Here is a 14,209-nt window from a genome sequence, read left to right as displayed (position 1 = left end):
TTTACTGACTTTCCGAAAACCAAGGCGCGCGTGCAGTCATAATTAACTGTGCTGCCTGCTCTTCTGTGATGCCTTCGATCTCAAGAAGATCGTCAATAGACTGCTCTGCAAGATCTTCCATCGTGATGATTCCCACAGAAGCCATTTGATAGGCCAGTGTGCGTTCCATCCCTTCCATATTAAGGAGGTCCTCAGCAGGTTCTGCATCACCTAATTGCTCTTCAGAAGCGATAGCTAAATTAAGAAGCGCATCTTTTGCTCGTGCTCTTAAGGTTTCAACTAGGTCTTCATCAAAGCCAACAATTTGTAGCATCTCGTCGACGGGCACATATGCAACCTCTTCTAATGAGGTAAAGCCTTCGTCAACCAGAATTTGTGCTAGTTCTTCATCCGCATCTAAGTGTTGAATAAAGGTCTGAATAACATTCCCCACTTCAGTCTGATGCTTCGCTTGAGCTTCGGCTTCACTCATTACATTAAGCTTCCATTTAGTCAGCTCACTTGCCAAGCGTACATTTTGACCACTGCGTCCTATCGCCATTGCCAAGGCTTCTTCCGCGACAGCAACGTCCATAGAATGGCTGTCTTCATCAATGATGATCGAAGCCACTTCAGCTGGCGCCATAGCATTAATAACCAATTGAGCAGGATTATCATCCCAAAGTACGATATCTACACGTTCGCCCCCCAATTCATTGGAAACAGCTTGAACGCGCGCGCCTCTCATCCCAACACAAGCACCAACAGGATCAATGCGTCCATCATTGGTTTTAACTGCAATCTTAGCTCTGGAACCTGGATCTCTCGCTGCAGCACGAATCTCAATAACATCTTCGGCGACTTCGGGAACTTCAATGCTAAAAAGTTGAATTAGCATCTCAGGACTGGTCCGGCTCAATATTAACTGTGGTCCACGCCCTTCAGCACGTACCTCAGCTAAAACGGCTCTAACTCGATCGCCCATTCTAAAACTTTCTCTAGGCAAAAGATTTTCACGCGGAAGCAAGGCTTCTGCATTATTACCTAGATCGATAATCACGTTATCGCGCGTAACCTTTTTAACCGTACCTGCAATGAGCTCACCTTGACGGTCACGGTATTGATCTACAACTTTCGCTCTTTCCGCTTCACGCACTTTTTGAACGATAACCTGCTTAGCGGTTTGGGCGGCAATTCGCCCGAAAGCAACAGAGTCAACTTGCTCTTCATGAATATCACCCGGCTGAAGCTTGACATCTATTTCTTCAGCTTCTTGCAGAGTAAGTTCAGTTCCCAATGCTGGAACGCAAGTATTATCAACGACCAACCAACGACGAAACGTTTCATAGTCACCCGTTTGGCGGTCAATGACGACACGAATATCTGCATCTTCGTCATAGCGTTTTTTGGTTGCTGTTGCTAGTGCGACTTCAATCGCTTCAAAAATAACGCCTTTCGGCACATCTTTTTCATTCGATACCGCTTCTGCAACCAGCAAAATTTCTTTATTCATTATTGTGTCTCACTTGAATCTGCAAAATCATAAATACTTCAAAATTGTGGCACTACGTTTGCTTTATCAATGATATCTAAAGGAAGTATATATTCCTCATCATCGACGACCAGCAACACGTCTTCACCCTCAGTACCATTTAGTATTCCTTTGAACTTGCGTCGCCCTTCAAAAGGAACACGAAGTCGAATTTGAATAGTATGTCCAACAAAAAGCTGATAGTGCTCTAATGTATAAAGAGGTCGATCCATACCGGGCGATGAGACTTCTAAGAGATATTGATCCTTAATCGGATCTTCAACGTCTAAGACACCACTCACTTGATGACTCACTTTCGCGCAATCATCAACAGAGATTCCATCTGGGCTGTCTATAAATATTCGCAAAGTGCTATTTTTACCTGCGGATTGATACTCAATACCCCAAAGCTCGAAACCTAACGAGCTTACGGCTGGACCAATTAGGGTTTCCAGTTGTTTCAGTTTTGCCGACACACACTACCTCATTATGACCTTTGCCCTGAAACAAAAAATGGGTCTCGTGCGGACCCATTTCTGACAGGCATTTAGCCTAAATTTACCTACTAAAAAGCCCCTCTCAGGGGGCTTTTACGTTTCATACTGCCATAATACTTTAGACAAAAAACACAAAAACTTAAACAATAAGTTGAAGCATTTATAGTCTCTAAATATTATGAAATGGAGAGCAGCTAACATAGTGCACATATTATAGCAATTGCACACTAAGCGAGCAAGTAGATAAGCGCTCCCCAAAACAAGGGGATGCACTAAAACCACTTAACCCATGAACGCTCAGCTTTTACGCTGAAAATTGGTAGCGGGGACAGGATTTGAACCTATGACCTTCGGGTTATGAGCCCGACGAGCTACCAGACTGCTCCACCCCGCATCAAAACATCAAAACTTCAAAATGGTGCCGACGGCCGGACTCGAACCGGCACGAGCTAGGCTCACCACCCCCTCAAGATGGCGTGTCTACCAATTTCACCACGTCGGCTAAAACGTTACAATCAATCTGCTTGCGGTATATCGCTTGAGGGTAAATCAGCAGATCTTGGCACTTCTAACACAGGCAGTTGATTTCGCTCAGCTGCAGATTCAATTACGCTAACTGAAGGAATTCCTACTTCAGTAACATTCGCTGCACGCTCTTTAGCAAAATACGCCAATGCAAAGCTTGTTGCGAATAATATCGCTGCTGCTAGCGCCGTAATTTTTACCATAAAACTGCCGGAACCTGTGCTCCCGAATACTGTTTGGGATGCACCACCACCGAATGAGGCACCCGCTTCAGCTCCTTTACCCTGCTGAAGCAGAACTAAAGCAATAATCGCCGCTGCTAGCAGTACATGCACAATAAGAACCAGTGTTTCAATCATTTCAATCACTCACCACGAGATTCGTAGATGACCTACAAATACCCAAGAATTCATCAGCTTTTAGAGAAGCACCACCAACTAACCCACCATCTATATCTTTCATTTTAAAAAGATCTGATGCATTAGCAGCATTTACACTTCCACCGTAAAGTATACGGACTTTTTCAGCCAGTTCCTGACCATATCTAGAAGAAAATAAACTACGTATGTAGCGATGAACTTCTTGAGCTTGATCAGGCGATGCTGTCAATCCTGTTCCAATCGCCCAAACTGGCTCATAAGCCACAACAATTTCACTCGCTTCTTTCTCGGTCAGTCCATCAAGTACCGATAGCACCTGATCTGATATAACAACTTCAATTCGACCACTTTCACGTTGATCCAACGTTTCACCAACGCAAAAAATTGGAATCATTTGATATTGAAGAGCATGCTTAATTTTACTAAGCACATCAGCATCAGATTCAAACTGATTTGCCCGACGCTCAGAGTGCCCTACAATAACATACTTCGTACCAAATTCTTTCATCATACGGGCATTTACTTCACCCGTGTGCGCCCCATCACTCTGGTGCAGCGAAATATTCTGAACGCCACACATCACAGAGCTGTTTTTGAGCAACTCACAAATCTGACTCAGGTAAACATTGGGCGGGCATAATACAACATCAACGGAATCTGTCAATAGTTTATCAGCACCCTTCAGAATTGTGTTAACCAACAATTCATTTGATACCAAAGAACCATTCATTTTCCAGTTACCAGCCACCATTGCTTTACGCATGAGTTGCTCCCTTTTCAAATGAGGCGCAAATATTAACGGAGTTTCTGTTAGATTTCAACCCTACGCGTATAATTTTCAACACTTTCGGCTAAATCTGCAGCTATGCGTGCTACCTGATTAGGATCGACACCCTCAACCATCACTCTTAGAAGTGGCTCAGTACCAGAAGGTCTCAGTAAGACGCGCCCAGTATTATTAAGCAGCAGTTCTGCTTTCTCAACTTCATTGCGAAGGGATGGCATCGCTAATGGATTAACGCCTTTCGGCAATGGAACGTTTATCATAACCTGAGGCAGCTTAGCCATTTGAGACTTCAACACATGCAGCGTTTCACCCAATTCGTTCATGGCTTTTAAGACCTGTAGTGCAGCAACAATCCCATCTCCTGTCGTGCTTAAATGACGACATACAATATGCCCTGAACCTTCACCACCAAGAAGCCAACCTTGTTGAGATAGCAGTTCCAATACATATCGATCCCCTACATTAGCACGGAGGAAAGGAATATCTAAATTGGAAAGCGCCTTTTCCAAACCAAAATTGGACATTAGCGTCCCAACAACACCACCGGATAACTCATCCCTCCGGTGCATCATCATGGCAATAATAAACAGTATCTCATCGCCATCAACCACTTCTCCTGCGTGATCAACAAGAATTAACCTATCACCATCACCATCCAAGGCAATGCCGATATCTGCAGACTCATTGACAACCGCCTTACGCAAACGAGCGACATCCGTTGCACCACAATCCTTATTGATATTCAGCCCATCTGGAGATGAGGCAATTTCAACAACTTGCGCACCTAACTCACTAAATACAGATGGAGCAACATGATAAGTAGCTCCGTTAGCACAATCTAAAACGATCTTCATTCCTTTCAAACTAAGGGCACCGTTAATCGTTCCCTTGCAATACTCGATATAGCGACCCGCTGCATCATCTATTCGTTTTGCTTTACCAAGCATATCCGAAGATACAGTGGTCATTGCCAGGTCCATTTGTGCTTCAATAGCCATCTCAACCGCGTCAGGCAACTTAGTGCCCTTAGAGGAAAAAAACTTAATTCCGTTATCTTGGTAAGCATTATGGGATGCACTAATAACAATACCCGCATCGGCTCGGAAGGTTTTGGCTAGGTAGGCAATTGCTGGGGTAGGCATAGGCCCCGTTAGCAAAACATCAACGCCCGCTGCAGACAGACCTGCTTCTAACGCTGATTCAAACATATATCCTGATATACGCGTATCCTTACCTATAACAATCTTACTCCGACCCTCACGCGCAAAAACACAGCCAGCCGCCCAACCTAACTTCAATACAAAATCAGGTGTAATAGGAAAGGTACCAACAGCTCCCCGGATACCATCCGTTCCGAAATATTTACGTACCAAATTACACCTCCCAGGCTTGATTTCTAACAGCTTTAATTAATTTAAGTGCATCGACGGTTTCTTCCACATCATGAACACGCACAATACAGGCCCCTTTCTGGACAGCTAGAATAGCGGTACAAAGACTGCCGCCCAGTCGCTGCTGAGGCTCTTTTCCCGTTATGACACCCACCATTGATTTTCTTGAAGTACCACTCAATACAGGATACCCCAATGTACAAATTTCATCTAAACGATTTAAGAGTTGTAAATTATGCGCCAAACTTTTCCCAAAGCCAAAACCCGGATCTAGAATAATCTGATCCTTCGACACACCTGCGCTTTCACATCGACGAGCATAACTGAGCAAAGTATGTGAAACTTCATCTATCACATTTTCATACTGAGGCTTTTCTTGCATAGTGGCAGGCGCGCCTTGCATGTGCATCAAACAAACTGGCAGTTTTGAATTCACGACGGCCTCTAATGCACCATCCAAACGTAAAGCTCTTACATCATTAATCAACCCCACGCCCAGCCCAGCAGCGACTGACATCACGACCGGCTGACTGGTATCAACAGAAACAACCACATCAAACTCAGCCACTAAACGCTCAATAACAGGTGCGACTCTATCCAACTCTTGCTGAGCACTCACTTCAACAGCACCCGGTCGCGTAGACTCACCACCTACATCTAGTATCTGAGCACCAGCCATCACCATCTGGTTGGCCTGACTTATTACTGCGTTCAAAGAAAGGTGGTCATTCTGATAATAACGGCCACCATCCGAGAACGAATCGGGGGTAACGTTGAGTATCCCCATGACTTTAGGCTCATCTAGATTAAGCCACTTAGTTCCACACTGGATTGATTTCATATCGATGCCCTAACAACTCACCAACAACGCATTGGCAAAACAGAAAGTAATTTACAAATAAAAAGCTGGCATAAGCCAGCTTTTTATTTGATTAGAACTCAATATCTATTTTGAGTCAGGCTTTCCTGTCCAAGGATCAACCGATCCAGTTGACTCATCAGTGTCTGAAGATTCTTTTCGATCCTTAGATTCATGAGCATCATTGGATTGACCATCGTCTGAATCAGACTCTTTCTCGTCAAGGACTGACGAGGATTCAGGCTCAACTGAAGAAGGCTTTAATGGCTCTGAATTAGGCCGTTCAGCCGTTTCATCCCAGCCATCAGGCGCCGTTACTGGCTCTCTTGCCATAAGCTCATCTAATTGCTTCGAACCAATTGTTTCATACTTAATGAGCGCTTGAGTCATTGTTTCAAGAATGTCACGGTTCTCAGTCAGTAATTGGTATGCTTTTGCATAACAAGTGTCGATAATCTTTTTAACCTCAGCGTCAATTTTACGCTGAGTATCTTCTGACTTAGCCTTGGCACCACCGCCCATGCCTCGACCAAAAGGATCATCATCTTCTTCAGCATAAAGCAAGGGACCAAGCTCTTCACTTAAACCCCATTTTGTCACCATGTTCCGAGCCAAAGTAGTAGCACGCTGAATGTCATTCGATGCACCCGTCGTGACCCCTTCTTTACCCAAGGTCATTTCCTCAGCAATACGACCGCCGTACAGCGAACATATTTGAGAAATAATACCTTGTCGACTAAAGCTATAACGGTCTTCAGCAGGAAGAAACATTGTCACACCCAATGCTCTACCACGAGGAATAATTGACACTTTATAGACCGGATCATGCTCAGGCATTAAACGACCGACAATTGCATGGCCCGATTCATGATAGGCTGTATTGAGTCGCTCTTTATAAGACATCACCATAGATTTACGCTCAGCGCCCATCATGATTTTGTCTTTGGCTTTCTCAAACTGCTCCATTCCAACGACACGCTTACCTTCTCTTGCTGCAAACAAAGCGGCTTCGTTAACTAGGTTTGCCAAGTCAGCGCCAGAGAAGCCTGGTGTTCCGCGCGCAATTAAATCGGATCGAACATCATCGCCAAGCGGCACTTTTCTCATATGGACTTTAAGAATTTGATCGCGACCACGAATGTCTGGTAAACCAACATGAACTTGGCGGTCAAAACGGCCTGGACGCAATAAAGCTGGATCAAGTACATCTGGACGGTTAGTCGCCGCAATAACAATGATCCCTTCCGTGCCTTCAAAGCCGTCCATTTCAACCAAAAGCTGGTTTAGGGTCTGCTCACGCTCATCATTACCGCCACCTAGGCCTACGCCACGACTGCGACCAACGGCATCAATCTCGTCGATAAAGATAATGCAAGGAGCGTGTTTCTTAGCTTGATCGAACATATCACGAACACGTGACGCACCGACACCGACAAACATTTCAACAAAATCAGAGCCCGATATACTGAAGAAAGGAACCTTTGCCTCTCCTGCAATTGCTTTTGCAAGCAAGGTTTTACCCGTACCAGGAGAGCCTGACATCAAAACGCCTCGTGGAATGTGTCCACCTAAACGCTGAAACTTTCCTGGATCGCGAAGATAATCAACAAGCTCGGCAACTTCTTCTTTTGCCTCTTCAACACCCGCAACATCATCGAACGTTGTTTTAATCTGATCTTCACTCATCATTCTGGCTTTTGATTTGCCGAAGGACATTGGGCCACCACGGCCACCGCCGCCGCCTTGCATCTGACGCATGAAAAACATGAAAATTGCGATAATAATCAGGATAGGAAAGGCTGCAACTAAGAGTTGAGACCAAATACTTTGTCCTTCAGGTTGTTTACCTTCAACGGCAACATTATTCGCTAACAAGTCATCGATTAGCTTAGGATCCTGCACTGCTGGTCTAATAGTGACAAAGGTTTCACCTGTTGGCCTTTGTCCAGTGATTGTAAAACCATCAATCACAACTTTAGAGACACTTCCTGACTGAACCTCAGTTACAAACTCTGAGTAGCTCAGCGTCCGGGCATCTGGCTCTGTGCTAAAATTATTAAAGACGGTCAGAAGAACCGCTGCTATGACGAGCCACAGCACTAAGTTTTTTGCCATATCGTTCAAAGGTCCACCCTCAGTTTATCTTTTTAATGACCATAAGATCATCATAACACAGGTAATTCGATCTACCTGATATTTTCCTCTGACTAATTGATCAATCGAGTTGATAAATTAATCTAATCGAGCATTCAGTCTGCATTTACTTTCACACCTTATCGCAATTATCGCTTTAAGTTACGAAAATAATACTTGGTAAGATCAAAAAAACAACACAAGCATTGAACTCCGTTGCCACATCAATACCACCGCCAAGCCAAAGACAACGCGCACCTAAGAACCTATATGAGGTATTAATTTAGAATTACAACCCCTTACAAAGCGACGAAGCAGAGTCGCCCAAACAATTGGCGTGTTCGTTGAATGAGTAACTAGCCCTAAGTTAGATGCTAATTTTCCATAAACGTTCAAGCCTCAGCAGATCAAATACACCTCATCCATCAAGACCAAAGCGCCAACTTTAGAGCTTCACGACTACTCACTAACCAGTGAGTGTTGTAGAATGCTGTTCTGACTATTATTAGGCACTAAATGCCTCAACCCGAATTACGAGATAAACATTTTAGTATGAGCTTAACGCCTGAGCAAAAAAAACATTTTCGCACGATTGGACATCAACTCAATCCGATTGTCATGGTCGCGGGAAATGGCTTGTCCGAGAATATTCAATTGGAAGTTGATCGAGCATTAGAGGATCACGAACTCATTAAAGTTCGCTTCTCTGTTGGAGACCGCCAACTCAAAAAGCAGCTGATTCAAGAGCTTTGCGTGATTGTTGAAGCAACGCTTGTACAAGAAATTGGCAATCTTGCCTTGTTGTACAGAAAATCAAGCGCTCCGAATCCTAAGCTGTCGAATTTAATGCGCTCTGTATAAATTCGCTGGGCGTTACAACTACAGCCACCCCAAAGGAAAATGAGGTGGCTGCAGCAGATTTAGACTGTGTGCGTTACGAGGGTAATTTCATACTCTGTCATGCCTGCTGGCGTATTGACAGCTGTAACGTCACCTTCCTCTTTGCCTATCAAAGCTCTTGCTATAGGTGAGTTCACAGATATTTTTTGCTTCTTAATATCCGCCTCATCATCTCCAACAATCTGATAAGACACCTCTTCATCCGTATCCAGATTAACAAGGCTCACCGTCACGCCAAAAATAACTTTTCCGGTATGAGGTATTTTGGATACATCAATAATCTGTGCTAAAGAGAGTTTATACTCCAACTCTCTTATGCGCCCTTCAATAAAGCCCTGCTGCTCACGAGCCGCATGGTACTCTGCATTTTCCTTAAGATCGCCATGAGCACGAGCTTCAGCAATATCAGCAATTACTTTTGGACGATCTTTTGTCTTAAGCTGCTCAAGCTCAGCTCTCAACGCAGCCTCTCCGGCAACAGTCATAGGAACACGACTCATGAGAACACTCCTGCATGCAAATCTTGTAGGCGACGAACAACTTTTTCTTCACCAAATTTCAAGCCTTCGGTCACGGCGGCAGCTCCAGCAAGAGTTGTCGTGTAAGGCACTTTATGCTGAATCGCTGCACGACGAATCGCAGCGGAATCGGCTATCGCTTTACGACCTTCAGTTGTATTAATGACATAAGCTATATCGCCATTTTTCATTAAATCAACAATATTTGGACGACCTTCCATTACTTTATTAACACGCTCAACATGTAAGCCTGCCTTTTCTAGCAAGCTAGCAGTGCCCGACGTCGCGATCAACTTAAAACCTAATTCAACTAAATCTTTAGCAACAGGAACAACGGCTTCTTTATCTACGTCACGAACAGAGATAAAGGCTTTACCCTTAATCGGCATTTTTTCACCAGCACCTATCTGAGCCTTCATGAAGGCCTCTCCGAAGCTAGTGCCCACACCCATCACTTCACCCGTTGATTTCATCTCTGGGCCTAATATGGGGTCAACGCCTGGGAATTTATTGAACGGGAAAACCGCCTCCTTAACGCTGAAGAACTTAGGAATGATTTCTTCAGTAAACCCAAGTTCAGGTAAGGTTTTACCCGTCATAACCAATGCAGCTATTTTGGCCAGTGAAACACCAATGCACTTAGAAACAAAAGGTACCGTTCTCGATGCGCGCGGATTCACTTCAATAACGTAAATTTCGCCATTTTGATAGGCCAACTGCACGTTCATTAAGCCGATAACACCGAGCTCTAAAGCCATTTTACGGACCATTTCTCTCATGGCATCTTGCACGTCTGCAGCTAAGCTGTAGGGTGGCAAGGAGCAAGCAGAGTCACCTGAGTGAACACCCGCTTGTTCAATGTGCTGCATAATCGCGCCAATAACAACAGTTGTACCATCACATACCGCATCTATATCAACTTCAACCGCTGCATTTAAGAAATGATCAAGCAGTACGGGCGCATCATTCGAGACTTTAACCGCATTTTGCATATACTGACGCAATTCAGACTCTTTATAGACGATCTCCATTGCTCTTCCACCTAACACATACGATGGGCGAACAACTAATGGATAACCTATTTTTTCTGCTTCAATCACGGCCTGTTCTAAACTACGTACAGTCGCATTTTCAGGTTGCTTTAAACCTAAACGTTTAAGCATCTGCTGGAACAATTCACGATCTTCTGCACGATCAATAGCCTCTGGAGGTGTTCCAATAATTGGCACCCCTGCCTGCTCAAGAGCAACAGCAAGTTTCAAAGGTGTCTGACCACCGTACTGAACAATAACCCCTTTAGGCTTTTCAACGGCAACAATTTCAAGCACGTCTTCAAGTGTAATCGGCTCAAAGTACAAGCGATCTGATGTATCGTAATCAGTTGAAACAGTCTCTGGATTACAATTGACCATGATCGTTTCATAGCCGTCTTCACGAGCCGCTAATGCCGCATGAACACAGCAATAATCGAATTCAATGCCTTGACCTATACGGTTTGGACCTCCACCGATGACCATGATTTTCTCACGATCAGAAGGAGCTGCTTCGCACTCTTCATCATAGGTTGAGTACATATAGGCTGTGTCTGTTGCAAACTCAGCAGCACAGGTGTCAACACGCTTAAATACCGGACGAATATTAAAAGAGTGACGCTGTTTTCTGAATTGCTTTTCGGTAACACCTAAGAGTTTAGCTAAACGCGCATCTGAAAAACCTTTGCGCTTAAGTCTAAAAATATCATTCTTGCTTAGATCAGTTAAGGTGCTTTGAGCAACCCTAGCCTCATCCTTAATAATGTCTTCAATTTGAACCAAGAACCAAGGATCGACCCCGGAGAGCTTATAGATTTCGTCAACGCTCATTCCTAAGCGGAAAGCGTCACCTATATACCAAATTCGCTCGCTACCTGGCTGCTGCAATTCTCTAACGAGATCGCTTTTAACGTCTTCTGCGTTCAAGTCAACGATAGGATCAAAACCAGTGGCGCCAACTTCAAGCCCACGCAGTGCTTTTTGCAGCGACTCTTGCTGGTTACGACCAATCGCCATCACTTCACCAACGGATTTCATTTGCGTGGTTAAGCGGTCATTGGCTTGTGGGAACTTTTCGAAGGTAAAACGCGGTATTTTAGTTACGACATAGTCAATCGAGGGCTCGAAAGAAGCAGGGGTACGACCACCTGTAATTTCGTTTTGCAGCTCATCGAGTGTGTAACCTACAGCAAGCTTCGCCGCAACCTTTGCTATTGGGAAACCCGTCGCTTTTGAGGCCAATGCTGAGGAGCGAGACACCCTAGGGTTCATCTCGATGATTACCATACGACCAGTCGTCGGGCAAATACCAAACTGAACGTTAGAACCACCTGTTTCAACACCAATTTCACGTAGAACTGCAATCGATGCATCACGCATTAATTGATATTCTTTGTCAGTCAATGTTTGTGCAGGAGCAACTGTGATGCTATCACCCGTGTGAACACCCATGGCATCAAAGTTTTCAATTGAACAGATAATAATACAGTTGTCATTCTTGTCGCGAACAACTTCCATTTCATATTCTTTCCAGCCAATCAATGATTCATCGATCAGCAGTTCTGAGGTTGGCGACAAATCAAGGCCGCGCTCACAGATTTCGATAAATTCTTCGCGATTATATGCAATACCGCCGCCTGATCCGCCCATTGTGAATGATGGACGAATGATTGCAGGAAAACCGATAGAGTCGAGAACTTGAAGCGCTTCTTCCATGCTGTGTGCAATCGCTGAGCGAGGGCACTCCAGGCCAATGCTGCGCATGGCTTTATCGAAACGTTCGCGGTCTTCAGCCTTATCAATCGCATCCTGCGTAGCACCAATCATTTCGACGCCGTACTGAGCCAGAACACCCTCACGATCCAAGTCAAGAGCACAATTCAACGCGGTTTGCCCTCCCATTGTTGGAAGCAAGGCATCAGGGCGCTCTTTCTCAATGATCTTTGCAACCGTTTTCCAATTGATGGGCTCGATGTATGTCGCATCAGCCATTGCTGGATCGGTCATAATGGTTGCAGGATTAGAGTTCACGAGAATAACACGGTAACCCTCTTCTCTCAGCGCTTTACAAGCCTGGGCACCTGAATAGTCAAATTCACATGCCTGACCTATAACAATAGGGCCGGCTCCAAGGATAAGAATACTCTGTATATCTGTACGTTTTGGCATCTGTAGTAACCAGTTGTCTTAAATTCTGTTTAGGCTTGTTTATGTGCACGCATAAGATCGATGAAATGATCAAATAAGGGTGCTACATCGCGTGGCCCTGGGCTAGCCTCTGGGTGCCCTTGAAAACTGAAAGCTGGACAGTCGGTACGGGCAATACCTTGCAATGAGCCATCGAAAAGCGACTTGTGTGTTGCCACAAGTGTGCTCGGCAGATCGCTTTCTGATACAGCAAAGCCATGGTTCTGACTCGTAATCATTACTTTGTTCGTAGACATATCTTGAACAGGATGATTTGCACCATGATGGCCAAACTTCATTTTTTCTGTCTTTGCACCAGACGCTAAGGCTAAAAGCTGATGGCCTAAGCATATGCCGAATACAGGGCGTTTTGTTTCAAGTATCTGGGCTATCGCTTCAATTGCATATGTACAAGGAGCTGGATCACCAGGACCATTTGACAGAAAAACACCGTCAGGATTAAGAGCTAATACATCTCTAGCAGACGTTTGAGCCGGAACGACAGTTAATTTACATCCGCGACTGGCCAACATTCTCAATATATTATGTTTAACACCGTAATCGTAGGCAACGACGTGAAACTCATGATCTCGATCGCTATGTGATGCATAACCAACACCTAACTTCCATTCACCTGAAGTCCACTCGTATGACTGATCAACGGTCACTTCTTTTGCTAAATCCATTCCCTTCAAACCGGGGAAAGCTTTAGCACTCTCAATCGCCTTTGACTCATCAACAGATTCCCCGGCCATGATACAGCCATTTAAGGAACCTTTTTCACGCAATAAGCGAGTTAAACGACGCGTATCTATATCGGCGATACCGATAACGCCTTTTTCAGAAAGATACGCATCTAACGTCATTTCACTACGAAAGTTACTTGCCATTAAAGGCAAGTCACGGATAACGAGACCAGATGCCCAAACTTGGTTGGACTCCTGATCTTCAGAGTTGATACCCGTGTTACCTATATGAGGGTAAGTAAGCGTCACAATTTGACGGCAGTATGATGGGTCGGTCAATATTTCTTGATAACCCGTCATCGAGGTATTAAACACAACCTCCCCGGTCGTCTCCCCGTTGGCGCCAATCGCGATCCCCCTGAAAATACTTCCGTCCTCAAGAGCAAGAATGGCTGGTCGCGTCAATGGAACCTCCCCGCATGTGCGCTGAAAAAAATAATCGAAGTGTGAAGTATAGCTGTAAAAAAGCGAGACAAAACCAGAGGCCCGCCTCGCTATTTAGAATTTTGTATTTTGCCAAAACCTGTCGGCAAACCGGCTGTATTCTAGTCGAGATAGTCAAAATAGTCCAACGCTCTTTTAGCTATTGCTGTTGAGCGACGAAAATCACTATTCGAGTTTATTTGTTTTAAGGTTTTATAAAAGCAAAAAGCCCCTGACTCATGGAATCAGGGGCTTCTCTAAATAAATGCCTGGCGATGACCTACTCTCACATGGGGAAACCCCACACTACCATCGGCGATGA

At 44.6% G+C, this 14,209-nt stretch carries 11 protein-coding genes and 2 tRNA genes; 1 reads left to right on the top strand and 12 read right to left on the bottom strand.

The window, feature by feature from the left end; genetic code table 11:
• Position 1 precedes the first annotated feature (1 nt).
• From nusA to ftsH, 9 genes are all read right to left on the bottom strand, one after another.
• Positions 2 to 1,492 (bottom strand): transcription termination factor NusA, encoded by a 1,491-nt coding sequence (gene nusA / locus DN062_RS17225; RefSeq protein ID WP_112160538.1) that lies wholly within the window; start codon positions 1,490 to 1,492, stop codon positions 2 to 4.
• 38 nt (positions 1,493 to 1,530) lie between these two features.
• Positions 1,531 to 1,986: a ribosome maturation factor RimP gene (gene rimP / locus DN062_RS17220; RefSeq protein WP_112160537.1), complete on the bottom strand. Its 456-nt coding sequence runs from the start codon at positions 1,984 to 1,986 to the stop codon at positions 1,531 to 1,533.
• Between the two features lie 338 nt (positions 1,987 to 2,324).
• A tRNA-Met gene (locus DN062_RS17215) sits at positions 2,325 to 2,401 on the bottom strand.
• 22 nt (positions 2,402 to 2,423) lie between these two features.
• Positions 2,424 to 2,509 (bottom strand) — tRNA-Leu (locus DN062_RS17210).
• A gap of 13 nt (positions 2,510 to 2,522) precedes the next feature.
• Positions 2,523 to 2,888: a preprotein translocase subunit SecG gene (gene secG, locus DN062_RS17205; protein ID WP_193483909.1), complete on the bottom strand. Its 366-nt coding sequence runs from the start codon at positions 2,886 to 2,888 to the stop codon at positions 2,523 to 2,525.
• A 4-nt stretch (positions 2,889 to 2,892) separates the two neighbouring features.
• Complete coding sequence (gene tpiA / locus DN062_RS17200; protein ID WP_112160535.1) at positions 2,893 to 3,675, bottom strand: triose-phosphate isomerase; 783 nt, start codon at positions 3,673 to 3,675, stop codon at positions 2,893 to 2,895.
• Between the two features lie 47 nt (positions 3,676 to 3,722).
• Positions 3,723 to 5,072: a phosphoglucosamine mutase gene (gene glmM, locus DN062_RS17195; protein WP_112160534.1), complete on the bottom strand. Its 1,350-nt coding sequence runs from the start codon at positions 5,070 to 5,072 to the stop codon at positions 3,723 to 3,725.
• A 1-nt stretch (position 5,073) separates the two neighbouring features.
• Entirely contained in the window at positions 5,074 to 5,931 is an 858-nt protein-coding gene (gene folP / locus DN062_RS17190) for a dihydropteroate synthase (RefSeq protein ID WP_112160533.1), read from the bottom strand.
• 105 nt (positions 5,932 to 6,036) lie between these two features.
• Positions 6,037 to 8,064, bottom strand: coding sequence for an ATP-dependent zinc metalloprotease FtsH (ftsH, locus tag DN062_RS17185; protein ID WP_112160532.1), 2,028 nt, complete (start codon positions 8,062 to 8,064; stop codon positions 6,037 to 6,039).
• A 570-nt stretch (positions 8,065 to 8,634) separates the two neighbouring features.
• Between ftsH and DN062_RS17180 the strand changes: the two genes are divergently transcribed.
• A complete protein-coding gene (locus DN062_RS17180) occupies positions 8,635 to 8,943 on the top strand; it encodes a YhbY family RNA-binding protein (protein ID WP_112160568.1) in 309 nt (102 codons plus the stop codon).
• Positions 8,944 to 9,002: 59 nt separating this feature from the next.
• Here the strand turns inward: DN062_RS17180 and greA are convergent, their stop codons facing one another.
• Genes greA through carA form a run of 3 tightly spaced genes read right to left on the bottom strand, consistent with a single transcriptional unit; the run spans position 9,003 to position 13,869 of the window.
• Positions 9,003 to 9,482 carry a transcription elongation factor GreA gene (gene greA, locus DN062_RS17175; RefSeq protein ID WP_112160531.1) on the bottom strand — a complete coding sequence of 160 codons (480 nt, stop codon included), beginning with the start codon at positions 9,480 to 9,482 and terminating at the stop codon, positions 9,003 to 9,005.
• Positions 9,479 to 12,700: a carbamoyl-phosphate synthase large subunit gene (gene carB, locus DN062_RS17170; RefSeq protein ID WP_112160530.1), complete on the bottom strand. Its 3,222-nt coding sequence runs from the start codon at positions 12,698 to 12,700 to the stop codon at positions 9,479 to 9,481. Before carB ends, greA begins: the two co-directional genes overlap by 4 nt.
• Positions 12,701 to 12,729: 29 nt before the next feature.
• Positions 12,730 to 13,869 carry a glutamine-hydrolyzing carbamoyl-phosphate synthase small subunit gene (gene carA, locus DN062_RS17165; RefSeq protein ID WP_112160529.1) on the bottom strand — a complete coding sequence of 380 codons (1,140 nt, stop codon included), beginning with the start codon at positions 13,867 to 13,869 and terminating at the stop codon, positions 12,730 to 12,732.
• Positions 13,870 to 14,209: the final 340 nt, after the last annotated feature.

Source organism: Nitrincola tibetensis (assembly GCF_003284585.1).
Classification (GTDB): domain Bacteria; phylum Pseudomonadota; class Gammaproteobacteria; order Pseudomonadales; family Balneatricaceae; genus Nitrincola; species Nitrincola tibetensis.
This window is presented reverse-complemented; position numbering and strand designations above follow the sequence as displayed.